The following is a 25691-nucleotide window of genomic DNA, read 5'->3' as shown; positions in this document are numbered from 1 at the left end:
CAGCATGGACTTGTAAAAATTTGATAAAACCGTAATTCGGCGGTTATAAAAAGGTTGGTGAAAGTATGAGCAAAGCAATGTTCAGCCAGTACTTCCACAAGCCCAGGGCATTCAGGTTGAAAGTGTTCCTTGAAGGGCTTCTGGTGGGTGTGCTGGCGGGAATGGCGGTAATCGCTTACAGAATCATTATTAACGGATCGACGCCCCTCAGGGCTGACATTTACGACCGGATAAGCGCTGGTGATTGGAAAACGGGGCTTTATTATTTTGTGGCACTTTTGGCAGCGGGCTATGCCACCGGGCTTCTGGTCGAGAAGGTTCCCATGATCAAGGGCTCTGGTATTCCACAGGTCAAAGGCGCGCTGGTACGACAGTTTGAGATGAAATGGTATCAGGAGCTGCCGGCAAAGTTTATTGGCGGGGTGCTTGCTCTGGGCTTTGGCCTCTCCCTTGGCAGGGAGGGCCCCTCCATTCAGATTGGCGCGGAGGTAGGCTCCGGTCTTGGGAAGTCCCTCAAGCTTCATCATACCGAAGAGAAGTACATGATTACCAGCGGCGCAAGTGCGGGTTTGGCAGCGGCTTTCAATGCACCTTTCGCCGGGGTGATTTTCGCGCTGGAAGAACTTCACCGGAATTTTTCGCCTTTCGTTCTCGCCTGTGTTATGAGTGCCAGTCTGGCGGCGGATTTTGTTTCAAAACAAGTTTTTGGCCTTGGACCGGCGTTTGTCTTTCAAGAGGTCACGCCGCTCCCCCTGGCCTATTACCCCTATTTGATCGGTCTTGGCATAGTGGCGGGGCTTCTGGGCATGCTGTTCAATAAAGCGCTGTATACCAGTCAGGATCTCTATGGTAAACTCAAGCCTTTGCCAACGCGCTATACTATGCTGATCCCTTTTTTAGGCGCGGGACTTATGGGGCTGGTGCTGCCGGAAATGCTTGGCGGTGGCCATGAGCTCATAGAAATGCTGAGCCACAATTATTTTCCGCTGTATGTGCTCATCCTTTACATAGCAGTAAAAATCGCGTTTACTGCTTTCTGCTATGGACCTGGGACTCCCGGCGGCATCTTTTTGCCGCTCCTCGTTGTAGGTGCCCTGGTGGGGAAGCTTTATGGGGAGCTGCTGACCCAATATCTCAATGTGGAGTCTGTCTATGTCATCAACTTTCTGATCCTGGGGATGGCAGCCTATTTCACGGCGATCGTAAGGGCGCCAATTACCGGTGCTATCCTGATCCTTGAAATGACCAATTCATTTCAGCACCTTCTGGCCCTTATGACCGTATCCCTGATCGCCTTCGTCCTGACGGACATCATGGCCTCGAAGCCAATTTATGAAGCCCTTTTGGAGCGTATGCTCAGCAATCATCAGCGCAGAGACCTATATGGCGAGAGTCATAAAAAGGTGATCATGGAAATCCCGGTGTCAATGAACGCACCGCTGGAGTACAAGCAAGTACGCGACATTAAATGGCCTAAGGATTCCCTGCTCGTCTCCATCAGGCGAGGTGAAGCGGAGGTTATCCCACGGGGTGACACAAAAATTTATCCCGGAGATATGCTCCTGGTTCTATGTGACGCAGAGCAGGAAGCTGAGATCAAGCCTGTTTTGTTAGAGCTCGGTGAAGAAGTCGAGGACGGTTTTATAGGCAACCCATCATAAGGAGGAATTTCATGCTGCAGCCATTACTGCTTGAGCGTGTACTGGAAGCTGCTCTTTCAAGAGGCGGAGAGTTCGCGGAGATCTTTGTGGAAGATAAAAACAGAGCCCATTTCGAAATGATTGGGGGGCGTCTTGAAAATGCCCTTGGCGGACGGGAGTATGGTCTTGGACTTAGAATTGTAAAAGGTGTCAACAGCTTCTATGCCTATACGAATGAGACGGAGGAATCCGCGCTGATTCAGTTTGCGAAGCAGCTCTCTGCCATGGCGGGCAGTAACGATCACCAGGCGGCGGTCAAGCTGAGCCAAAGGTCTTATCAGCCGAGGCATCATTTCAAGATCCTCCCGGAGACGGTTTCGGCAAACGAAAAAACACAGTGGATCAGAGGCTTATCAGCCCGCGCGGCGGCGTATGATCCTATGATCCGCCAAACGGTGGTCACTTATATGGATGAGGATCAGAGTGTTCAGATTGCCAATTCCGAAGGCCTTCTCACCCAGGACAGGCGGGTGCGTACCCGTACCTCGGTGAATTGTGTCGCGGAACATAACGGTGAGATGCAGTCCGGCGGTCACAATCTTGGCGGACTTGCGGGCTTTGAACTGTATGAGAAGGTCGATCCGGACGCACTGGCCCTGAAGGCGGCGAAAATTGCTGTAACAATGGCAAAGGCTGACCATGCACCAAGCGGCAGACTCCCTGTCATTATAGACAATGGCTTTGGCGGCGTCATATTCCACGAGGCTTGCGGCCACGGATTGGAAGCGGCCTTTATAGCAAAAGGCACTTCCGTCTACACGGGACTTCTGGGGGAGAAAATTGCTTCAGACCTCGTGACGGCCATTGATGACGGAACAATAGAAAACGGCTGGGGCAGCGGCCATGTGGACGACGAGGGGACGCCGACGCAGCGAAACGTCCTGATTGAAAACGGGATGCTCAAGGCCTATCTTGTGGATCGCTTAAGTGGAAAAAAGCTGGGAATGCCCTCCTCTGGATCCGGGCGGAGGCAGTCCTACAAATTCGCGGCGACAAGCCGTATGAGCAATACCTTTATAGCGCCAGGAAAATCAAAGCTCGAGGACATGATCTCCGAGACGGACTATGGTCTCTATGCCAGCAGCATGGGCGGCGGTTCCGTCAATCCGGCGACGGGGGAATTCAACTTTTCCGTGAATGAAGCCTACATGATCCGTGGTGGCAAGCTCGCGGAGCCGGTAAAGGGCGCCACGCTGATTGGCGCGGGCAGCGAAATCCTGAAAAAAATTGACCGCGTGGGAGACAACCTCGCTTACGGCTATGGCATGTGCGGCGCCGCCAGCGGGTCTATCCCGGCGATTGTAGGTCAGCCCGCCATCCGGGTCAGTGAAATTACCGTGGGCGGCAGAAACGGAGGCGATGCAAAGTGAAAAAACAATGGATGGAAGAAGCGCTTCGCAGAGCTTCGGATTATGGCTTTGAAGCCCTGGAGGTCTACGCGGAAAGCGGCAGTCACTTCAGCGTCAAGGTCTTTGAGGGTGATATTGACACATTTAATCTGGCGACCTCGGCCGGTGTCTCGGTGCGGGGCATTGCAGACGGGAAGATGGGCTATGCCTTCACGGAAATCCTCGAGACGGAAGCGGACCTGGAAACGCTTTTAAAGAGCTGCAGAGACAATGCGGCGATCAATGAGAGTGAACTTGAACCGGTGTTATACCGACCATCGGCAGAAACGTCTTATAAAGAGGTGGAGAGGACGCCTTCGACTTTTTTTGAGACTTCGCCGGCGGAGAAGACCAAGGCGCTGATCGACCTTGAAAGCGAAATGCTGGCGCAGTTCCCGCTGATCAGCAAGATTAATTACAACTTATACAGCGAAGGTCGCGGGCGGGTCGAGATCCGCAATACTTTGGGCCTTGACCTGGCTTATGAGAGCGATCTGGCTTATATGGTGTTCGCGCCCATCGTCAGGCAGGGGGAGGAGACGCGCAACGAGCACAAATTTGGGCTGATGCGACGCTTCGACCCTGAGCTGCTGCGGTCTGTGGCGGCGGAAGCTGCACAGGCCTCTGTGGCTATGCTGGGTGCCTCACCTGTCCCAAGTGGTACGTACCGGGTGGCGCTGCGCTATGATGCGGCAGTGAGTCTGTTTGAAGCCATGGTGTCAATTTTTTCCGCAGAGGCGGTCGAAAAGGGCCTGTCTGCGCTGAAGGGCAAGCTGGGGGAGCGGATTGCGTCCGAGTATCTTTCTATTGTCGAAAATCCTCATTTGAAAGATGGTCCTGCCAGCGCACCCTTTGACAGCGAAGGCGTTCCGACGCAGCTCAAGCGCGTGGTCGACCAGGGTGTTCTCACGACTTTTTTCCACAATCTGCGCACGGCGGCAAAGTCTGGCGTTGCCGCGACGGGGAACGGCTTCAGGGGCTCCTATAAGTCGAGTGTGGGGATTTCGCCCACCAATTTTTATATCGAACCAGGGCAGAGTTCTGCCGATGGTCTCCTTCAAGGCATAGGCGCCGGACTGCTCATAACGGCATTTGACGGGCTTCATGCGGGACTCAACGCCATCTCCGGAGATTTTTCACTTTCGGCAAGGGGCTTCCAGATCGAAGACGGCAAGGTGGGTCGACCTGTGACCCAGATTACGGCGGCCGGAAATTTCTTTGAGCTGCTGAAGGGCATCCGGGTTGTGGCGAACGACTTGAAATTTGAGTCCGTAGGTGGGAACAGTGCCTTTGGAGCGCCTTCGCTGGATGTTGGCGTACTTTCAATTTCAGGAAGCTGATGCGAGTTGTATTTCTGCGAAGTTAGCGCTGTTTCTTAAGAATTGGTGAAAACTTGAGGGAAGGTCTTTCAAAAGCTGCAGAGCGTGGTATTATGAAATGTGATCAAAGTAAGACAGGCATGAAGAGGTGAAGGCAGCTGTGGAAATGGAACTGGATTTAAGTGACGTGATGTTGGCGCAGTTGCTGAAGACAAATCAGCGGTATCAAATGTTTCAGGAAGGTGAGGGCATTGTCGTCGGGGTTTCCGGAGGGCCGGATTCGCTGGCGCTTCTTCATGCGCTGATTTCTCTCAGGCCCTGCTTGCAGCTGCGGCTTGTTGCTGTTCATGTGCACCATGGCCTGCGGGGTGAGGCGGCTGACGCAGATGCTGCTTTTGTTCAGCAGTTTTGTCTCAACCATGAGGTGCCGTTTTATCTGTTCGAAGCGGATATTGGCGCTATGGCAATTTCCGAAGGGACGTCCTTTGAAATGGAGGGGCGGCGCTTCAGGTACGAGTCTTTTGAACAGGTGGCCCAGGAGGAAGGCTGTTCGAAGATTGCAGTAGCGCAGAATTTGAATGATCAATGTGAAACGGTACTGATGCGGCTCTTCAGGGGCGCGGGACTCAAGGGGCTTGGCGGGATCCTGCCGGTTAGAGACGGACGGATCATACGGCCGCTGATTGAGGTGTCAAGAGTGGTCATTGAGGCCTATTGCGATCGCTGGGGCCTTGAGCCAAGGCAGGACCACACCAACGCTGAGACGGATTATGAGCGCAACAGGATCCGGCTTGAGGTCATCCCATACCTGGAGGCGAATTTTAATCCAGGGCTGGCAGAAACACTGGTGCGGACAGCGTCACTGCTTAGAGATGAAGAGGCGTGCCTTGAACGGGTTGCTCAGGAAGCTTATGAGGCTGTGAGAGTGCCCGAGGTCAGGGTATTTGACGGGGCTCACGGCATTTCGCTGACGGGATTTTCAAAATTTGAGCCGGCACTCAAGAGAAGACTGATCCGTTGTCTGGCGAGAGAAGTGAGTGGCGGAGTGCTGACGGATTTTAATTACAGCCACACCGAAGCGGTCCTTGAACTGGCTTCTGACCTGGAGGGGAGCAAAGCTTTGTCTCTTGGAAGCCTGGAGGCTCAGCGCGTCTACAATACGCTCTGGATGGTTGAGGCTGGGCACATGGCTGACGTGAATGTCAGCGCTGACTGGGAGATCCAGGTTGAGGAAATTTCGAGAGCGCAGTGGGATGCGAGACGTGGGGACTCTGATGGGATCGCGGTAGACCTTGACAGAGTTGAGGGACAGTTGTTTATCCGACACAGGGCACCAGGTGACCGCTTCAAGCCATTTGGAATGCAGGAAAGCAAAAAGCTGAAGCGCTTCATGATCGACGAAAAGATTCCTGAAGCCCAGAGGCATAAAATTCCTTTAATATGTGATGAGAACCGGATCATTTGGGTATACGGGTATCGTATGTCTGAAGAGGTCCGAGTTGGACCGGCGACAGAGAGAATTGGCTGGCTGACGCTCAGGCGCCAGGAACAGACAGTGTTTTGACGCCTTGATGAAGCGGTTTTCCCCGGGATTTAAACCGGGGGATATTAAGGAATAAGAACACCATTTAATTGGGGCGCAGTCTGAGTTGTTCCCATGTTGAAAATATGTTAAAATGACGAGTATGCACTAAAGCACTAGGAGGAATTTTATGCGAAAGATGTTTAAAAACGCAGCGTTTTATATATTTGTCTTTTTGCTGATCCTAATGATCGCGAGACAGGTGATTCCAACCACCGAACCGGAGATTGTGAATCTGACGCTGACGGAGTTGGTTAGCAGCATTGAAGAAGGAAAAGTCAAGACCATCAATCTGGTTGAGAACAACAGCGTCCAGGGAACCCTTCAGGACGACGCGGTGTTTTACTCGTACATCCCATCTGTCATGTCGGAGGATGTGGGTCAGTACCTGTTTGACGCCATGACGAAAGCGGGGCTTGAGGTTGCCGGCACGGCGCCGGCTCAAGAGCCGTGGATCCTGTCCCTGCTGCCTATGTTCTTTGGCGTCATGATTCTGGTGGTGCTCTGGTTTGTGTTCATGCAGAACTCCCAGGGCGGCGGCAACAAGGTCATGTCATTTGGAAAGAGCCGCGCTAAAATGATCAAGGAAGACAACTCCAAGCGCATCACCTTTTCAGATGTGGCAGGGTTGAAAGAAGAAAAGGAAGAGCTCCTCGAGGTGGTGGACTTCCTGAAGACCCCCAAGAAGTATATTGAGCTCGGCGCAAGGATCCCAAAAGGTATTTTGCTGATTGGACCTCCGGGAACCGGTAAAACGTATTTGTCCAGGGCCATTGCCGGAGAAGCGGGCGTGCCGTTTTTCAGCATCAGCGGCTCGGATTTCGTCGAGATGTTCGTAGGCGTAGGCGCGAGCCGTGTCCGGGACCTCTTTGAAAACGCGAAAAAGAATTCGCCGTGTATCATTTTCATTGACGAAATTGACGCTGTGGGCAGAAAACGCGGCGCCGGTCTCGGCGGCGGCCATGATGAGCGTGAGCAGACGCTCAACCAGCTCCTCGTCGAAATGGATGGCTTCAGCGAAAATGAAGGCATTATTCTGATGGCGGCGACGAACCGCCCGGACATTTTGGACCCGGCACTTTTGAGGCCGGGGCGCTTTGACCGGGAGATCACCGTCGGCAGACCTGACGTGAAAGAGCGGGAGGAGATCATTCGTGTTCACGCGAAGAACAAGCCGGTTTCGGAGGACGTAGACTTCAAAACGCTGGCAAAGGCGACGCCTGGCTTTACGCCGGCGGACATTGAGAACCTGCTGAATGAAGCGGCTATTCTCACAGCCAGAAAGAACGAACGAAAAATTCGTATGAGGACCATAGAGGAAGCGACGACCAAGGTCATTGCCGGCGTTGAGAAGAAATCCCGGGTCATCAGTGAGAAAGAGCGCCGTCTTACGGCTTACCATGAGGCTGGGCATGCCGTACTCGCGGCCATTATACCGGAGATGGATCCGGTGCAGCAGATCACAATTATTCCTCACGGAAGAGCCGGCGGCTTTACCATGCAGCTGCCGCTGGAAGATCGCAATTACATGACCAAGCGTCACATGGAAAATGAGCTGATTGTCCTGCTCGGCGGCAGGGTTGCAGAAAAGCTGATTCTCCATGATATCAGCACCGGTGCCCAGAACGACCTCTCCAGGGTCAGCGACATTGCGCGGGCTATGGTAACGAAGTACGCCATGAGTGAGAACCTCAGCTCCATGTCCTATGGCAGCGACGAAGAGGTCTTCCTGGGCCGCGACATGACAACGCGGCGGAATTTCTCAGAGCAAGTGGCGGCGGATATTGACCGCGAAGTCAGACGCCTGGTGGATGACGCTTATGATGAAGCAATGCGTATTATGAGTGAGAATATTGACAAGCTCCATGAAGTGGCGAATGCGCTCCTCGAATACGAAACAATCAATGGCGGTGAATTCGCGACGGTCCTCGAGTCTGGCTTTGAAGCGCTCAAAGAGAAAAAAGAGCACGAGGAGCAGCAGATTGAAGCGGACAGACTGAAGGACATTGCTATGTACGAGGCGGAGCAGGCCCGGCTGAAAGAAGCCCGGGAAGAAGCGCGCAGAGTCGAGCAGGGAGAAAAAGCGCCTGAAGCCACTGGGCCTTCTGGAACGTCTGAGTCACCTGAGTCATCTAAGACTGCATCGGAGACGAAGGAATAAGCTTTGAGGTGTTGATAATAAAGTTACAACGGGAAGCTGATGCCAGTGCATCATCTTCCCGTTTTTTCTTGTCGCCCCGAAAAAGCAGCTTGCGCTTGACGGGCTGGGCAATCAATCATAATATGAATGAGACGATGAATAGCAGAACAGAAAGGTGGCTGAATTATGGATTACAATCAAATGGCTCTGGACTTGCATGAAAAGCATAAAGGAAAAATCTCTGTGGTGTCCAAGGTGGAGGTCGCGGACAGCGTAGATTTGTCTGTGGCGTATACGCCTGGGGTCGCTGAACCCTGCAGAAAAATTGCTGAAAATAAAGATGAGGTATACCGCTATACCAGCAAAGGCAACTTGGTGGCGGTCGTAACGGATGGTACCGCTGTCCTGGGCCTCGGTGATATTGGTCCAGAAGCCGCGCTTCCGGTCATGGAAGGCAAGGCGATCCTGTTCAAGACTTTTGGTGACGTGGACGCGTTCCCTATTTGTCTGGCAACGAAGGATGTGGACGAGATCGTACATGCGGTCAAACTGCTCGAGCCTGTCTTTGGGGGGATCAATCTCGAGGATATTTCCGCGCCGCGCTGCTTTGAAATTGAACGCAGACTCAAAGAAGAGCTTGACATTCCGGTATTTCATGACGATCAGCACGGAACAGCCATTGTTGTTTTGGCAGCTCTGATCAATGCCAGCAAGCTGACCGGCAAACCGTTCTCGGAGCTTGAAGTGGTGATCAGTGGTGCCGGCTCTGCGGGCCTGGCAATTGCGGAGCTTCTCCTTGAGCGAGGCGTGGGCAACATCATTGTCTGTGACCGAAAAGGCGCGCTGTGCAGCCTCAGCGACCATGCGAATGGGGCTCAGCGGATTTTAATGCCAAAATTAAACAAGCGGGATGAGCAGGGGTTACTGGTGGACATCCTGAAAGGAAAAGATGTCTTCATAGGCGTTTCAGGTCCAAAGATCCTCACGGGAGAAGCCATCTCGGCTATGGCGGATAAGGCGGTTGTTCTTGCGATGGCAAATCCTACGCCGGAAATCATGCCGGATGAAGCGCTTAAGGCAGGAGCCTTTATTGTTGGGACTGGGCGGTCTGACTTTGCCAACCAGGTGAACAACGTACTGGCTTTTCCGGGAATTTTCAGAGGTGCTCTGGACGTGCGGGCGAGGGATATCAATATGGCTATGAAGATTGCCGCGGCGGAGGCGATCGCAGCGACGGTGGAAGAGGACGAGCTGACGCCGGAATATGTCCTCCCTAAGGCGTTTGATCCCCAAGTGGCGAAAAATGTCGCTGAAGCGGTGCGGAAAGCCGCAGTGGAAAGCGGCGTCGCGAGATAAGCGGCGGCGTATGCTGAGGCGATGGGCTGGCAGAAGTGACCATCGGCTAATAATAGTCTGTTCAACCAATGTTTAATTTGAATTACAAGGCACATTTGGAGAAATTTTGAAGAGGCCAACTTAACCTCTGCAAAATTTGCTGCAAATGTGCCTTTTTTCAAAATATACGGGTATAATTGTATACAAGCCTTGGAATCTCCGGATTTTTTTTGGAAATTCAGCCTGAAATCCTTGTTATTAAATTTACAAATTGGAAACCTCATGTTAATATGAAAGTAAGATTTCATTTTGGTGGGTGCGTGCATGAAAACATCCGAAATATTTATCTCGGGATATGCCAGATTGCCACAGGGTATTACAGCTGAAGAAATGTATACAGTCATGGTCGTCGGCATGGTGGTCGACAAGGATACAGGGCTGATTTTGGACGTGGAATGCTCATTGGTCACTGATCTCGCCAAAAAATTCATCAAGGATTTGCTGGTTGGAAAATCGCTGGAGCACATTTCAGAAATAGAAGAAGCCTTAACGCTGAGATACTTTGGTTCAGCCAGGAAAGCGTTAATTTCTGCAATTAAAATTGCATACGAGAAGTACAGGCAGATCCTCAGCGAATCCTAATTCAGAGACGCCTGGAAATTTAACTCGATTTTCAACTGGGCAGGACGCTCTCCTGTCTATCCTTGGGAGTCAACAGTTAGATGACCGATTGGCTATGTGTTTAATAGCTTTTTTTGGAGTCTAACTTTTTTTGTTGCCACCAAGTCACTTCAAGTACATATTCAAGGGAGGAATGCTCTGAGGATCATTCTGAAAGGGTTGTTTGTTTCAGGTCATGGACTTTGGTTTAAAAAAATAAGCCAAGTGGCGCAAGTGGCGTCGTTATTTAACCCACACTCGGCGAATTCCATGCTTCATGACTTTGATGAAACTGTAAGATCTGATATTCTAAAAACCAAGCGCAATCAAGAGGAGGAAATTTTGCATGTACGAAAAGGAAAAGATCGACGCATTACAAGCGAAAGTCACCGCTTATGAAGAGAAAACGGAAGCTTCCCTCGCAAAGCGCCCTGAACGTTACAAGGTCTTCGAAACGGGATCAGGCGAACCTGTCAACAGACTTTACACACCAGTTGATGTTGCAGGACTTGACTACGAGACGGATTTGGGCCTTCCGGGACAATTCCCGTACACGAGAGGCGTCCAGCCTACCATGTACCGCGGCCAGCTTTGGACCATGCGTATGTACGCGGGCTTCGCGACTGCAGAAGAGTCCAACAAGCGTTACAAGTTCCTTGTAGAGCAGGGTTCAAGCGGTCTCTCAGTTGCGTTTGACCTCCCAACTCAGATTGGTTATGACTCTGATCACGCACTTTCAGAGGGTGAAGTCGGTAAAGTTGGCGTCGCAATTGACTCCCTGGCTGACATGGAAATCCTCTTTGATGGCATTCCGCTTGATAAAGTATCCACTTCCATGACCATCAATGCGCCTGCCGCCGTTCTCCTTGCAATGTATATTGCAGTTGGTGAAAAACAGGGCGTTTCAGCAGACAAGCTCCGCGGCACGATCCAGAATGACATCCTTAAGGAGTACATTGCCCGCGGTACATACATTTTCCCAACGGATCCTTCCATGAGATTGATCACGGACATCTTCGCTTACTGCTCCAAAGAGGTTCCACAGTGGAATACAATTTCCATTTCCGGTTACCACATCCGCGAAGCCGGTTCAACGGCGGCTCAAGAAGTAGGCTTCACGCTTGCTGACGGCATCGCCTATGTCGAAGCAGCCATTAAAGCTGGCCTTGACGTCGACAGCTTCGCGCCAAGACTTTCCTTCTTCTTCAACGCGCATAATGACCTGCTTGAAGAGGTCGCGAAATTTAGAGCAGCGAGAAGACTTTGGGCAAGGATCATGAAAGAGCGCTTTGGCGCGAAGGATCCTAAATCCATGTCCCTCAAATTCCATACTCAAACTGGTGGTTCTACACTGACAGCTCAGCAGCCGGACAACAATATTGTCCGCGTCGCGATCCAGACATTGGCCGCAGTTCTTGGCGGTACGCAGTCTCTCCACACGAACTCAAGAGACGAGGCCCTCGCGCTTCCAACTGAAGCGTCCGTTCAAATCGCGCTCAGAACTCAGCAAATCGTAGGCTATGAGAGCGGCGTTACCAATACAGTAGATCCGCTTGCTGGCTCCTATTACATTGAAGCTCAAACTACAGCGATTGAAGAGCAGGCAATGGCTTACATCCGCAAAATTGACGAGCTTGGCGGCGCGCCTCGCGCAATCGACCTCGGGTACATCCAGCAGGAAATCATGGATGCGTCTTACAAATATCAAAAAGAAATTGAATCCAGCCAGCGCATTGTTGTTGGCCTGAATAAATATCAAGTGGAAGAAGCTGCGCCTCAAGGGCTGCTCCGCGTCGACCTTTCTGTTGGCGAAAATCAGAAGGCAAGGCTTGCTGAGCTTCGCTCGAAACGCGACAACGCAGTTGTCGAAGCAACATTAGCTGCCCTCAAGAACGCTTGTGAAGGCACTGAAAATGTCATGTCATTTGTTTTGGAAGCGGTTCGTGCGTACGCGACCCTCGGTGAAATTTGTGGCGTTATGCGTGAAGTCTTCGGCGAATATCAGCAAAGCGTAAAACTCTAATTTGATTTAAATGGGAGGATCAATCATGGATAGACCTATCAGAGTATTGGTTTCAAAGCCTGGCCTGGACGGACATGACCGCGGCGCCAAGGTTATAGCGAGAGCACTTAGAGACGCAGGCATGGAAGTCATTTACACCGGCCTCAGACAAACGCCAGAGCAAATTACAAACGCTGCCATCCAGGAAGACGTCGACTGTGTCGCAGTCAGCATTCTTTCCGGCGCTCATGGCACATTGATACCAAAAATCGCAGAACTTCTGAAGAAGGAAGGCGCTACAGATGTCCTTCTCGTCGCTGGCGGCGTCATTCCGGCTGATGACATTCCTTTTCTTAAGGAGCATGGCGTTGCGGAAGTATTTACCCCAGGCACACCAACGGATGTGACCATTGAGTTCATTCGAAACAACATCAAGCGATAAGCGGTGATGACATGGAACTTGCTGAAAAGCTGCTAATGGGAGATCGGCGCGCTGCGGCGCGCCTGATCACCTTGGTGGAAAACAAGGCGCCTGAAGCAGACGAAATTATGCGCCGGTTATACAGCGAGAGCGGAAAGGCCTATATTATTGGGATTACAGGGCCCCCGGGCGCAGGCAAAAGCACTTTGACGGACAAGCTGGTCAAGCATGTTCGTAAGACGGGTGCCAAAGTCGGTGTTATAGCAATAGATCCAACGAGTCCTTTCACTGGCGGTGCCATCTTGGGCGACCGCGTCCGCATGTCGGATCTGGCGACCGATCCAGGTGTCTTTGTGAGAAGTATGGGCGCCAGAGGTCACCTTGGAGGTATTTCAGAGGCGACCAGTGCGGCGGTAAAGATTTTGGACATCTACGGCGCAGAGTATATTTTTGTCGAAACCGTGGGCGTTGGACAATCTGAAGTCGACATTGTCAAGAATTCTGACACGACCGTCATGGTCAGTGTACCAGGGCTTGGGGATGACATTCAGGCGATCAAAGCCGGGATTATGGAGATTGGTGACGTATTCGCCGTCAATAAGGCGGATCGTGACGGCGCGAAAAGAACTGCGCGCGAGATCGAAATGATGCTCGACTTTTCTCATGCGGATTGGAGACCGCCGGTCAAAATGGTCATTGCGGTGGATAATAAAGGCATAGAAGAGTTGTTTGAGGCCATTGAAGACCACAGGCATTACATGATGCGCAGTGGCGAATTTATGAAGCGCAGAGCTGAAAATGCCAAGAACGAATTGATTGAAATGGTAAAATCCCGCATCATTGAGCAGCTGCTGAACCACGATGTCAAGGCGGAACGTGTCGAAAAGCTGGCTATGGAAGTCGCTCAGCGCGTCACGGATCCTTTGACAGCGACAGAAGAATTGATTCAGAGTGTGCTTTAATTCCTTGCGGGCAACATATAAATTCCAGTGGGATAGGAACCCACTGACAAAAGGAGGTATTTTGCATGAAAGCTTTAAAAGTTGACCATATTGGCATAGCTGTCAGCAACCTTGATGAAGCTGTTAAGGTTTACACAGAAGTACTTGGCCTCGAGCTCGCTGGCACGGAGGTTGTCGAGGAGCAAAAGGTCAGGGTCGCATTTCTTCCGGTAGGCGATACAGAGGTGGAGCTTCTGGAGTCGACATCTCCAGATGGTCCTATAGCGAAGTTTATCGAAAAGAATGGCGAAGGGATCCAGCATATCGCCTTCAGAGTCGATAACATTGAAGAAGCGATCGAGGCTATGAAAGAGAAAGGTCTCAGAATGATCGACGAATCGCCTCGTTATGGTGCTGGCGGCGCGAAAATCGCGTTTATGCACCCTAAGAGCACAGGCCGTGTCCTGATCGAACTCAGCGAACGCAACGAGTAAAAACCGACTGGAGGTTATACGTTATGTCCATCAACAAAATTGAGGATCTGCGGAAAAGAAAAGCAAAGATCATCGAAGCCGGCGGGAAGAAGCGCATAGAGAAGCAGCACGAAAGCGGCAAGCTGACAGCGCGTGAGCGCATGCTCCTGCTGTTTGACGAAAACACTTTTGTCGAGCTCGACGCGTTTATGAAACACCGCTGCACCAACTTTGGCATGGAAAAGGTCGACGCGCCTGCAGAGGGCGTTGTCACAGGCTATGGCTATGTTGACGGCAGACTGGTGTATGCTTATGCCCAGGACTTTACGGTCGTTGGCGGCTCCCTTGGGGAAATGCACGCGGCGAAGATTTGCAAGGTCATGGACAATGCGCTCAAGGTTGGCGCACCAGTCGTCGGACTCAATGATTCCGGCGGTGCCCGCATCCAGGAAGCGGTAGATGCCCTTTCCGGCTACGGCAAAATCTTCTTCAAGAACACGCTGGCATCCGGGGTTATTCCTCAGATCACAGCCATCATGGGGCCATGCGCAGGCGGCGCGGTGTACTCACCGGCGCTGACAGACTTCACGTTTATGGTGGATCAGACTTCCCAGATGTTTATCACAGGTCCTCAGGTCATCAAGACCGTGACAGGGGAAGAGGTCAGCGCGGAAGCCCTCGGCGGCGCCATGACCCACAACAGCGTCTCAGGGGTCGCGCACTTCATGTCGGCGAATGATGAGGTTTGTATCGCGGAAATCCGCAGACTCCTCGACTTCCTGCCATCCAACAACATGGAGAATCCTCCGGTGTTTGAGACGGGCGACGACGTCAATACAATCGTTGAGGCGCTTGATACTCTGATGCCGGACAATCCCAACAAAGCATACGACATGCACGACATCATCCGTCAGATCGTTGACAACGGCGATTTTATGGAGTACATGCCACACTATGCGAAGAACATCCTCACCGGCTTTGCCAGAGTGGGCGGCCAATCCATTGGCATCATTGCCAACCAGCCAAAATTCCTGGCGGGCTGCCTGGATATCAACGCATCGGACAAGTCCGGGCGCTTTATTCGCACCTGCGACGCGTTCAACATACCGCTTCTGAACATTGTCGACGTTCCAGGGTTCCTGCCGGGCACGACTCAGGAGTACGGCGGCATCATCCGCCACGGGGCAAAAATGCTCTATGCTTACAGTGAGGCAACGGTACCTAAGATTACATTGATCGTGAGAAAAGCTTACGGCGGCGCTTACCTGGCAATGTGTTCCAAAGACCTTGGCGCGGATTTAGTCTTGGCGTGGCCAACGGCAGAGATCGCGGTCATGGGTCCTCAGGGCGCGGCCAATATCATCTTCCGCAAGGAGATCTCTGAAGCGACAGATGCGGCAGCAGAGCGCGCGAAAAAGGTACAGGAGTACACGGATGAATTCGCGACGCCATACAAGGCAGCGGAGCGCGGTTTTGTTGACGATGTCATTGAACCATCCGCGACGCGGCCTCGCATTGCGGATGCGCTGAATATGCTGTCTTCAAAGCGTGAGACACGTCCGGCGAAGAAGCATGGGAACGTTCCGCTTTAAACCAGCGAGGAGTGATATGAATGGGTAATTTTGCAAACTTTGTCAATCCAGAAACCATCCACACGCTTGGACTGGGCGAACGGATCGTCACCTCCCTTTTTGTTACGGTGCTGGGCATGGGGATTACCTTTGCGGCATTGGTCGCGATTTGGGGCATGACGGTTCTGATGTCGAAGATTATCACAGGCTTTGAGACCAAGAATTCGATTGCGCAAGCGGCGACAGTTGAAAAAGCGAAGGCAGCACCGGCGCCAGCGGCACCAGCGCCGGCGGCAGCCACTGGGGAGCCACAGGAGGATGAAAATCTGATTGCGGTCCTGACGGCAGCCATTGCGGCATCTCTGAACACGTCCATGCATAATATTGTGGTGAGGAACGTGAGACCGCTGCCAGATCAGACGCCGTCTTGGTCCAGAGCCGGCCGCAGCGAGCAGATGAACACCCGCTTTTAGAGGCGGTGCTTGAAAAGGCCTGGAGCATGCCCCATAAAGTGGGCGGTGAAGGTCCAGAGAAACAGGAAAAACAGTCATAGGTGTAAATTAAAAGAACAAAAAAGAATGAAACAATAGCCGAGGAGGATCTTTCATGAGAAAGTTTAATATCACGGTCAATGGCAAGGCTTATGAAGTTGAAGTAGAAGAAATTGGCGGCGCGATGCCTGCAATGCCGGCACGTCCGGCAGCAGCACCTAAAGCAGCGCCAGCCCCTGCGCCAACGCCAGCACCAGCAGCAGCTGCAGCAGCACCAGCCCCTGCGGCAGCGCCAGCAGCAGCCCCGGTAGCAGGCGGTTCCACTGTCAGCGCACCAATGCCAGGTACGGTACTGGACATCAAGGTGGCTGTAGGTGACACGGTTCAGACAAATGATGTCCTGATGATCCTCGAAGCCATGAAAATGGAAAATGAGATCATGGCTCCAGTAGCAGGTAAAGTGGCTCAAATCAGCGTTTCAAAGGGAGCTTCCGTGAATTCCGGAGACGTTATGATCGTCATCGCGTAACGAGAAAATCCCTTTGGAAGGAGATGACTAAATGGTTAATGCAATATTAGAATTTCTGCAGAGTACCGGTTTTGTCGCCATCACCTGGCAGCAGATCGTTATGATGCTGATCGCCTTTATATTCTTATACCTGGCGATTAAAAAAGGCTATGAGCCTCTGCTTCTGGTGCCCATTGCCTTTGGTATGCTTCTGACCAACCTGCCAATAGCAGGCATGATGGAGCCAGGCCATGACGGACAGAGCGCAGGGCTGCTGTATTACTTTTATCAAGGTGTCAAATTAGGCGTGTTTCCGCCTCTGATTTTCCTTGGCGTTGGTGCTATGACGGACTTTGGCCCGTTGATCGCGAATCCTAAGTCACTGTTGCTTGGCGCAGCAGCGCAGTTTGGCATATTCATCACTTTTATTGGGGCGATTGCTTCAGGGATGTTCAATGCCCAGGAAGCGGCGTCCATAGCCATCATAGGCGGCGCGGACGGCCCTACGGCAATCTTCCTGACGAGTCAGCTGGCACCGCACCTTTTGGGACCAATCGCTGTGGCAGCCTACTCTTACATGGCGCTGGTACCCATTATCCAGCCGCCAATCATGAAGGCCCTGACGACTAAGGAAGAGCGCATGATCAAAATGGAGCAGCTTCGACCAGTATCGAAGGTGGAGAAGATTGTATTCCCAGTCGTGGTCGCGATCTTTGTCTCCCTGATCGTACCACCGGCGGCACCGCTGGTAGGCATGCTGATGCTGGGCAACCTGTTCAGGGAATCCGGTGTTGTCGCGCGGCTTGAGGACACCTCAAAGAACGCGCTGATGAACATAGTTGTCATCTTCCTCGGGGTATCCGTAGGCGCAACGACAACAGCGGAGAAATTCATCAACCTGCAGACGATTGCCATCGTTGTCCTGGGTATTGTGGCCTTTGGCTTCGGTACCGCGGCAGGGGTTCTCCTTGGCAGACTCATGAACAAGATTTCAGGGGGCAAGATCAATCCTCTGATTGGGTCCGCGGGGGTATCCGCAGTGCCAATGGCAGCGCGGGTTTCCCAGGTGGTAGGTCAGAAAGAGAATCCAAGCAACTTCCTTCTGATGCACGCCATGGGTCCAAACGTGGCAGGGGTTATAGGCTCAGCGGTATCCGCGGGCATCCTTCTGACGCTGTTCCAGTAAAATGAGATTATAATGATGCTTTGGGACTGCTGCTGAATGATTTTGATTATTCTGCAGCAGTCCCTTTGACGTCTGTTGAACTTTTGGCCTAAAAGGTGTACTATTGTTAGAAGTATGGACAAAAGCGGGTGATCGATTGAAAAGCAAAGTGCTGGAGCTGCTCAGGGCACATAAAGGAAAACCGGTGTCCGGACAGGAAATCTCAGGAAAGTTCGGTGTGTCAAGGACCGCAGTATGGAAAGCCATTGAGGCGCTCAGGACGGAAGGTTATATCATCAAATCGAGTCCGCGCCTCGGCTATGAGCTTGCGGAGGAACCGGATATCCTGGGGCCAACGGGGATCATGGCGATCGCGGCAGCTTCCGGTTATCTGGATGATGGACGGTTTTACCCTCAGATAGATTCGACCAATTCTGAAGCTAAACGATTCGCGGAAGATCACCCGGGACAATCGGCACTCTTTGTGGCGGAGGAACAGACAGCAGGGCGGGGACGCCTTGGAAGACAATGGATGTCAGAGCAAGGGACAGGTCTCTATCTGTCGCTTTTAATCCGGCCTGAAATTGAGCCGTCCAGAGCCTCGCTGGTGACACAGGTCGCGGCGGTTGCCACGGCTGAAGCTGTTGAGGCGGTGACCGGTCTGGAGGCACAAATCAAATGGCCTAATGATTTGATTGTAGATGGGAAGAAGGTCTGCGGGATTTTGGCTGAGCTCAGCGCGGAGATGACAGCGGTCAATTATCTGGTTGTGGGTATTGGCATCAATGTGAATCAGTCGGATTTGCCGGGAGAGATTCAGGATAAGGCGTCTTCGCTGAGACGGCTTACCGGCAGGAAAATTGATCGTCAAACGCTGCTCAGGGCCGTCGTTGAACGCTTTGGACACTATCTGGGCGCGCTGCAGGACGACGCACTTCTTGAGCGTATGCATCAGGTTTATAGACTGAAATCCGCTACGCTGGGCAAAGAAGTAAGGCTGTTGGGAAAAGCGGATAGAACAGCGCGGGTGCTTGACATAACAAAAGAGGGCGAGCTGCTCGTCATCTATCCGAATGGTGAACGTGAGCGCATTCACTTTGGCGAGGTCTCCGTGAGAGGTCTTGACTTTTATGCATAAAGGTGGTTTTTAGCCATGTTACTGGCATTTGACGTAGGTAATACCAATATTGTATTAGGTGTTTTTAAAGACCATAAATTGGTCACTCACTGGCGTATGTCCACGGAAAAGGGAAGATCAGCGGACGAGATTGGTATTTTTGTGGATCAGCTGTTTCGATACGAAAACCTTTCGCTGTCAGAAGTTAAAGCTGTCATAATCTCCTCAGTTGTTCCAACCATCATGTACTCGCTTCAGCACATGGCGATTAAATATTGCAACACGGAAGCTATGGTTATTGGCCCCGGCGTCAAGACCAGCCTCAATATCAAGTACGACAACCCCAAGCAGGTTGGCGCGGACAGAATTGTCAACGCTGTGGCCGGTGTCGAAAAATATGGCGGGCCGTTGATTGTAGTGGACTTTGGCACAGCGACGACCTTTTGTGCGATCACTGAGAACCGAGAGTATCTCGGTGGGACTATTATGCCGGGGATCAAAATCTCAAGTGACGCGTTGTTTGAAAAGACGGCAAAGCTTATGAGGGTTGAATTGATCAAGCCAGATACGGTCGTCTGCAAAAACACGGCGGAAAGCATACAATCCGGGATTATTTACGGTTATGTAGGCTCTGTGGATTACATTGTAGAGCGCATCAAGAAGGAAATGAAGTGGAAGAATCCGCGGGTCATTGCAACAGGCGGATTGGCTTCCCTGATTGCCTCGGAGTCGAAATGGATCGACACCGTTGACAAATTCCTGACCCTTGAAGGGCTCAACATGATTTATCATTTAAATAAGGATAAATCATAGCGGAGGTCAATGTGTTAAGAATTGGAGATTTGGAACTTGAAAGTCCTGTGGTTTTAGGACCAATGGCGGGGATCACGGATCTGGCATTTAGAAAAATATGCAGAGAACAATTTACAGGTCTGATGGTTTCTGAGATGATCAGCGCAAAGGCCATGAGTTTTAATGATAAGAAGACGCTTCAAATGCTTCAGACTGCACCGGAGGATCCCCCCCTCTCAATACAGCTCTTTGGCTCAGAGCCGGAAGTGCTGGGTGAAGCTGTCGCGGCACTCGCAGAGCATCCATGCTCGGCTATTGACTTCAATATGGGATGCCCTGCGCCCAAAATTGTTGGGAATGGTGAAGGATCAGCGCTGATGAGAAACCCTGGTTTGGCAGAGGCTATTGTGAAAGCCATGGTCAAGCATGCGACGAAGCCCGTGACCGTAAAATTCAGAAAAGGCTGGGATCCCTCTGAAGTCAATGCGGTTGAATTTGCGAAGCGCATGGAAGCGGCTGGCGCTGCGGCTATTACAGTCCACGGGCGCACGAGGGACCAGTTCTACACCGGCAGGGCTGACTGGGAGATCCTGCGGGCGGTCAAAGAGGCTGTGAGTGTTCCGGTCATTGGAAACGGAGATATATTTGTTTATGAAGACGCCCTGCGCATGGTGGAAGAGACGGGCGTAGATGGTGTCATGGCCGCTCGGGGGGTTCAAGGCAATCCGTGGCTGCTGGGACAAATTGAGGCGGCCCTTCTCGGAAGGCCGGTGCCTGAAACGCCTAAGGCAGAAGAGCGTGTTGAAACGGCGATTCGCCACTTTCTGGGGCTGATTGAGGAAAAAGGTGAACACGTGGGTGTGCTTGAAATGAGAAAGCATGCGGCGTGGTATCTGAAAGGCATTCATGGCGCTGCAAAGCTGAGGACCATGATCAATGTTGAGAAGGATCCGGAGCGTGTTGTTCAGCTGCTGAGAAACGCACCAAAGCATGCGCTGGAGGTCCTTGAAATAACCAATCCTTGACATAAAATCTCATCTTCAATATAATAGTGAAATAAGTTATAGCGAACATTCGTTTAATTTAGCTTGAATGCTTGAAATAACAAAGGTTCAAGTATCTTTTACTGCAGCTGCACTGAGCTTTCGGTGCATTTTTCTCTGTAGAGAATTTATTCATGGAGAGGTGTGACTTGCTATGATGTCTAAAGAAGTGCTCATGACACCAGACGGGCTCAAAAAGATAGAAGAGGAACTCGATCACTTGAAATCTGTACGCCGCAGGGAAATCGCGGAGAAGATCAAGGCTGCCCTGGCATTTGGTGATATTAGTGAAAACGCTGAATATGACGAGGCAAAAAATGAGCAGGCGGAGCTTGAAAAGCGCATCATGAAGCTTGAAGGGATCGTTGGCAACGCAGTGCTGATAGATGAGTCTGAAATTAAGAAGGACGAGGTCAGTGTGGGTTCAACCGTGACCGTAAAGGATATTGAATTTGACGAAGTCATGGAGTATGCCATTGTGGGGCCTACGGAAGCAGACCCCTATGAAAATAAGATTTCCAATGAATCCCCAGTCGGCAAAGCCCTGATTGGCAAGCGCGTAGGTGAAACCATTGAGGTTCAGGTGCCGGATGGGTTTGCAAAGTTCCAGATCGTAAAGATCGGAAGATAGTTGGAGGTGTCAATTGTGAGTGAGGAACAGAGTTTAAGCGAGGTACTGCAGGTAAGGCGGGATAAGCTCGCGAAGCTCCGCGAAATGGGCAGAGACCCATTTATCCATGAAAAATTTGAAAGAACTGCCATGAGTGCGGAGATTCATGACAATTTCGAAGCGTTTGATGGCAAGGAAGTACGCATAGCTGGACGCATTATGGCGAAGAGAACAATGGGCCGGGCTGCGTTTTTTGACATTCAGGACATGGATGGCAGAATCCAGACCTATATCCGTGAAGACGCGATTGGCGAAAGCGAATACGAGATTGTCTCCACCTATGACATTGGCGACATTGTCGGTATTGTGGGTACAGTGTTTAAGACTAAGAAAAATGAAGACTCAGTAAGGGTTTCTGAGATCCTGCTGCTTTCAAAATCCCTTCAGATTCTGCCTGAAAAATTCCATGGACTGAAGGATACGGATACCCGCTACAGGCAGCGTTATGTGGATCTGATCGTTAATCCGGAAGTCAAGAAGACCTTCCTGCAAAGGAATAAAATCCTGCGCGCGGTCCGCGAATATCTGGATAATGAAGGCTTCCTGGAAGTGGACACCCCAATTCTCAGTACTATTGCCGGCGGCGCGGTGGCACGTCCGTTCATCACGCACCACAACACGCTGGACATAGACATGTACATGAGGATTGCGAACGAGCTTTACCTGAAGCGTTTAATTGTAGGCGGATTTGACAGAGTTTACGAAATGGGCAGGATGTTCAGGAATGAAGGCATGTCCATTAAGCATAATCCGGAGTACACTGCAATTGAGGTTTACGCGGCTTATGAGGACTTCAATTACATCATGGCGCTGACGGAGAACCTCGTTGCCCATTGCTGCATCCAGGCAAATGGCACGACAAAGGTCAATTATCAGGGCACAGAGATTGATTTTGCGCCGCCTTGGAAGAGACTGCCTATGGCAGAAGCTGTCAAGCTTTACGCCGGTGTGGATTTCAGCACGGTTCAGTCGGACGAAGAAGCCAGAGAAATTGGCAAAAAGCTTGGTCTGGATGTGGACAGCAGCATGAAAAAAGGCCATATCATCAACGAAGCCTTCGAGACCTTCTGTGAAGAACATCTGATTCAACCTACCTTTATTACCCACCATCCGGTTGAAGTGTCGCCTCTGGCAAAGCGAAACGGTGTGGATCCTACTATCACGAACCGCTTTGAGGCCTTTGTAAATACGTGGGAAATCGCGAACGCGTTCTCTGAGCTCAATGACCCTATCGATCAGCGCGAGCGCTTTGAAGAGCAGGTCACGGCCCGTGAAGGCGGGGATGATGAAGCGCACATGATGGATGAAGACTTCCTTAACGCCCTTGAAGTGGGCCTTCCGCCAACGGGTGGCCTTGGGATAGGTATTGACCGCATGGTCATGCTTCTGACGAACGCGGCCTCTATCCGCGACGTTATTCTCTTCCCAACAATGAAACCAATTGGCAGACCGGATTCCGGGAGCAAGAAGCAGGAAGACGAAGCGTCGGAATAGGCATTCCAGGCAGCCAGAGTGCACTGCCACATTCCTAAGCTGCAAAGCCCTAAACAAAAACAAAAAAAGTCGTTCATCCCCTGGAGCTTATCCGGTGGGAATGAGCGACTTTTTCACTGTTCAGAATGTCGTTGTCGTTTACGCTTTGTGGCGACGCCTTTTGGCGGATGGCTTTGCAGGCTCGATTACGGTGCATGACCAGGCGGCGGTCAGCTGCTGACAAGCCCCATGAAGGATTGCCTTGCCGATGGTATTTGGGAACAGCTGCAAATTCCATCCCAAACTCAGCACCTCCGGCGCAGAAGACCAGCAAGCAGCCTCAAACGGCGTTACGCAGAAGCCGCTGTCAAACGTGAGGACAGGCCTTAAGAACCGCGACTGGTCACCCAGTGCGATTGTTTCCGGCGCGTGCAGTTCAAGCGCCACAGGGCTTCCTATGTCCCCAAAGAGATACAGCAGCGGACAATGGGCACGCATCTGCCAATCATATTCGCTGTGCTTGCCCCCTGGGACGACCCAGGCCTCCATGTCGAAGCTTGCCTTATGATCGCTGCGAAGCTCCAGCAAACGGTCCAGGACGGCGTCAAAGCCTTCCTTGAGGCCGCCCTCTGTGTCCCCCATGTCAATCCAGATTCTTTCAGGCATCTCTGCCGGCTTGAGGCTGTCCACATAGGGAAGGAGATCTTTAGGGCTCCACCAAAATGAAGGTGACACAATGCCAAGCCGCCCAAAGACGTCAGGGTGTCTTGTCCCCATCATGAAGGTCACGAGGCCCCCCATGGAAGACCCCATCAGCCCAGTGTTTTCTGGGCCTGTAAGCACCCTGAAGTTGGCTTCTACAAACGGCATGACATCCTCCAGGACAAACTGCTCATAGAGCTCGCCACGTCCCTGAACGGATTTTCCCATGGAGAAGAAGTCATAATGGGCATATTCGCTGAGGCGCTCCGCGCCTATATTCGCGATCCCTACAATAACAATTTCTTCCATGGCACCACCGCGGATCAAATCATCAGCTGTCTGGTGAATTTCCCAGCCCATCCCCGAATACGATTCTTCTCCGCCAAAGATATTCTGACCGTCATGCATATACAATACGGGGTAGAGCCGCTCAGAATCAGTCTTGTAAGACGGCGGCAGGTAAATATAAAGCGATCTGAAATTATCAAGAGCCCTGGAGTAAAAGCGGTGCAGAAAATTGCAATCTGGCTGTGAATAGTCCTTCATTGAGGTCCCTCTCATTTCAAAATAGTTCTGCCGATGGTCTCAGCAACAGCACACAGATCCAATCAAGGTTTAAGATGCCGTTTTACGCCTGTTTCGCGAGCATCTCTTTGCGGATCTCGAGGCCTTTTTTGTGATCTGCAGTCCTGAAAATTATACCATAATCCCCAATTGCGGTTGAAAAAATCTTTTCTACCTTATAGTGGTGTACAATCTCATCCTTATAAGCTTCAAGAATGTCCTCAAGCGTGCGCTTGTAATTCAAGCTGTCCTTCCTGCCAACATAGAAGCAGCTGTATGGGCGAGTGATCTCTGCATCAAAGACGTTTTTGGTTACAACATTCGCATATTGCTCAAATATATTGATATCATTCGCATAATTGAACATGTCCACAATCTTTCCGCCAGGGAGCCGTGCGTTCATCTCAAGGGCAATAATCTCGTGCTTGGGCGTGACAAAGAGCTCCAAATGGAAGAAACGCTCTTTCATTTTGAAGGCGTTGACGGCTTTAATTCCTGCCTCTATGACCTTTTTGTCAATATCTTTAGATATGTAAAAATCCGTATCGTTGCCATCATTAACGGATTCCATAACACCTGCGCCGTAGGTCAAGGAAGAAAAAAAGACAATTTCTCCATCTTGATCAAGGAGACCGTCAAAGCTATGTATATTGGCGTTCACAAATGCTTCCATAATATAAAGGTTGTCGCTCTCATTGTTTTCGAGATTTTCCAGGAAGGTTTCAAGTTTTTCAGGTGAGTCAATTTTGAAAGTGCCCATAGCTCCTACGCCCTGATCCGGCTTGACTATGACAGGATAACCATGCTTTTTAATGAAGGTTTCCGCATTCTTTCTGTTTTTGATGAGGGTGCCAGGCGCTACTTCGAGGCCGGCTCTTTTGAAGACCTTTTTCATGCCGGACTTGAATTTGACGCGGGCCATGTCCTCTGTCTTCAATCCAGGAATATTGAAGTCTGTTCTGAGTCGGGCGTCTGACTCGAGCCAGTGTTCAATGTGGGACTCTATACGATCGATCTTGCCATACTTGTGAGAGAAAAATGCCACAGCTTTAAACATTTGATTGTAGTCTTCCATAGAATCCACGCGGTAGTATTCAGTGAGCGCAGCCTTTATTTCAGGTGTCAGAGTGTCATAAGCATCTTCGCCAATACCGAGGACGGTAACCCCTTTATTTTTGAGCGCGACAGAAAACGGGATAAAATTAGCTGGGAAGTTAGGAGATACAACTATATAGTTCACAATAAATCATCACCTTTCAATTTCAAATTTTTTCTATCTTACCATATAGTCATAAAAATTCCCAGATGAAAATTGTAATGCTTGCAAAAGTTATGTAAATCATCAGTTAAATTTCTGATTGGCCAGAAACCGCTCCGCAGAACGTGTCCGTTGGTTGAAGACAAAAGTCAGAAACAAAGTTCAAAAATCATGAAAAAAAGTGTTGACTCGAGTAGGCAACATGGTTATACTTAAAAAGTCGCCGATTCAAAGCCGGCACAAAATGAAAACCATAAAGCAACACTCGATCCTTGAAAACTAAACAGTGTACAACCCAAAATTCTGAAATAAATGTCGGTTCTGCTTGGAACCGGCGAAGTGATTTCTGATTATGGAAATAATGCAGAGGTCAGTG

General features: G+C 51.0%; 22 protein-coding genes. 20 read left to right on the top strand and 2 right to left on the bottom strand.

Going from position 1 to position 25691, the window contains the following annotated elements; translation table 11 throughout:
* Positions 1-65: 65 nt before the first annotated feature.
* The 20 genes from BLP63_RS00110 to lysS all read left to right on the top strand — a co-directional run bounded on the left by BLP63_RS00110 (position 66) and on the right by lysS (position 22812).
* Positions 66-1661: a ClC family H(+)/Cl(-) exchange transporter gene (locus BLP63_RS00110; protein WP_092588857.1), complete on the top strand. Its 1596-nt coding sequence runs from the start codon at positions 66-68 to the stop codon at positions 1659-1661.
* Positions 1662-1672: 11 nt separating this feature from the next.
* Positions 1673-3070: a TldD/PmbA family protein gene (locus tag BLP63_RS00105; RefSeq protein WP_092588856.1), complete on the top strand. Its 1398-nt coding sequence runs from the start codon at positions 1673-1675 to the stop codon at positions 3068-3070.
* On the top strand, positions 3067-4428 hold the full coding sequence (locus tag BLP63_RS00100) for a TldD/PmbA family protein (RefSeq protein WP_092588855.1): 1362 nt from the start codon (positions 3067-3069) through the stop codon (positions 4426-4428). The genes BLP63_RS00105 and BLP63_RS00100 overlap by 4 nt, the downstream gene beginning before the upstream one ends.
* Positions 4429-4573: 145 nt before the next feature.
* Entirely contained in the window at positions 4574-5971 is a 1398-nt protein-coding gene (gene tilS / locus BLP63_RS00095; RefSeq protein ID WP_242870747.1) for a tRNA lysidine(34) synthetase TilS, read from the top strand.
* A gap of 148 nt (positions 5972-6119) precedes the next feature.
* Positions 6120-8150: an ATP-dependent zinc metalloprotease FtsH gene (ftsH, locus tag BLP63_RS00090; RefSeq protein WP_092588853.1), complete on the top strand. Its 2031-nt coding sequence runs from the start codon at positions 6120-6122 to the stop codon at positions 8148-8150.
* 165 nt (positions 8151-8315) lie between these two features.
* Positions 8316-9485, top strand: coding sequence for an NAD(P)-dependent malic enzyme (locus BLP63_RS00085; protein WP_092588852.1), 1170 nt, complete (start codon positions 8316-8318; stop codon positions 9483-9485).
* Between the two features lie 303 nt (positions 9486-9788).
* On the top strand, positions 9789-10106 hold the full coding sequence (locus BLP63_RS00080) for a DUF3870 domain-containing protein (RefSeq protein ID WP_092588851.1): 318 nt from the start codon (positions 9789-9791) through the stop codon (positions 10104-10106).
* A 364-nt stretch (positions 10107-10470) separates the two neighbouring features.
* Positions 10471-12147 (top strand): acyl-CoA mutase large subunit family protein, encoded by a 1677-nt coding sequence (locus tag BLP63_RS00075; RefSeq protein WP_092588850.1) that lies wholly within the window; start codon positions 10471-10473, stop codon positions 12145-12147.
* 25 nt (positions 12148-12172) lie between these two features.
* Positions 12173-12568, top strand: coding sequence for a cobalamin B12-binding domain-containing protein (locus BLP63_RS00070; protein ID WP_092588849.1), 396 nt, complete (start codon positions 12173-12175; stop codon positions 12566-12568).
* Between the two features lie 11 nt (positions 12569-12579).
* Positions 12580-13509, top strand: coding sequence for a methylmalonyl Co-A mutase-associated GTPase MeaB (gene meaB / locus BLP63_RS00065; protein WP_092588848.1), 930 nt, complete (start codon positions 12580-12582; stop codon positions 13507-13509).
* Between the two features lie 65 nt (positions 13510-13574).
* Positions 13575-13982, top strand: a complete 408-nt coding sequence (gene mce / locus BLP63_RS00060) for a methylmalonyl-CoA epimerase (protein ID WP_092588847.1) — start codon at positions 13575-13577, stop codon at positions 13980-13982.
* Between the two features lie 23 nt (positions 13983-14005).
* Complete coding sequence (gene mmdA, locus BLP63_RS00055) at positions 14006-15553, top strand: methylmalonyl-CoA decarboxylase subunit alpha (RefSeq protein ID WP_092588846.1); 1548 nt, start codon at positions 14006-14008, stop codon at positions 15551-15553.
* 20 nt (positions 15554-15573) lie between these two features.
* On the top strand, positions 15574-16005 hold the full coding sequence (locus tag BLP63_RS00050) for an OadG family protein (protein ID WP_092588845.1): 432 nt from the start codon (positions 15574-15576) through the stop codon (positions 16003-16005).
* Positions 16006-16138: 133 nt separating this feature from the next.
* On the top strand, positions 16139-16552 hold the full coding sequence (locus BLP63_RS00045) for a biotin/lipoyl-containing protein (RefSeq protein WP_092588844.1): 414 nt from the start codon (positions 16139-16141) through the stop codon (positions 16550-16552).
* A gap of 31 nt (positions 16553-16583) precedes the next feature.
* A complete protein-coding gene (locus tag BLP63_RS00040) occupies positions 16584-17717 on the top strand; it encodes a sodium ion-translocating decarboxylase subunit beta (protein ID WP_092588843.1) in 1134 nt (377 codons plus the stop codon).
* A gap of 136 nt (positions 17718-17853) precedes the next feature.
* The gene (locus BLP63_RS00035; RefSeq protein ID WP_170829196.1) at positions 17854-18834 is read left to right on the top strand and encodes a biotin--[acetyl-CoA-carboxylase] ligase; all 981 of its coding nucleotides are present in this window, start codon (positions 17854-17856) and stop codon (positions 18832-18834) included.
* A gap of 15 nt (positions 18835-18849) precedes the next feature.
* Complete coding sequence (locus BLP63_RS00030) at positions 18850-19626, top strand: type III pantothenate kinase (protein ID WP_092588841.1); 777 nt, start codon at positions 18850-18852, stop codon at positions 19624-19626.
* An 11-nt stretch (positions 19627-19637) separates the two neighbouring features.
* Entirely contained in the window at positions 19638-20630 is a 993-nt protein-coding gene (dusB, locus tag BLP63_RS00025) for a tRNA dihydrouridine synthase DusB (protein ID WP_278278100.1), read from the top strand.
* 172 nt (positions 20631-20802) lie between these two features.
* Positions 20803-21279, top strand: coding sequence for a transcription elongation factor GreA (gene greA, locus BLP63_RS00020; RefSeq protein ID WP_092588840.1), 477 nt, complete (start codon positions 20803-20805; stop codon positions 21277-21279).
* Positions 21280-21294: 15 nt separating this feature from the next.
* A complete protein-coding gene (gene lysS / locus BLP63_RS00015; RefSeq protein WP_242870732.1) occupies positions 21295-22812 on the top strand; it encodes a lysine--tRNA ligase in 1518 nt (505 codons plus the stop codon).
* Between the two features lie 138 nt (positions 22813-22950).
* Here lysS and BLP63_RS00010 read toward each other — a convergent pair whose 3' ends face one another.
* The gene (locus BLP63_RS00010) at positions 22951-24039 is read right to left on the bottom strand and encodes an alpha/beta hydrolase (protein WP_170829195.1); all 1089 of its coding nucleotides are present in this window, start codon (positions 24037-24039) and stop codon (positions 22951-22953) included.
* An 82-nt stretch (positions 24040-24121) separates the two neighbouring features.
* Complete coding sequence (locus BLP63_RS00005) at positions 24122-25297, bottom strand: ATP-grasp domain-containing protein (RefSeq protein ID WP_092588838.1); 1176 nt, start codon at positions 25295-25297, stop codon at positions 24122-24124.
* Positions 25298-25691 lie beyond the last annotated feature (394 nt).

The sequence above is a fragment of the Acidaminobacter hydrogenoformans DSM 2784 genome (assembly GCF_900103005.1).
GTDB classification, from domain to species: domain Bacteria; phylum Bacillota; class Clostridia; order Peptostreptococcales; family Acidaminobacteraceae; genus Acidaminobacter; species Acidaminobacter hydrogenoformans.
Note: the sequence above shows the minus strand (reverse complement) of the source record. Positions and strands in the feature narration are given on the sequence as shown.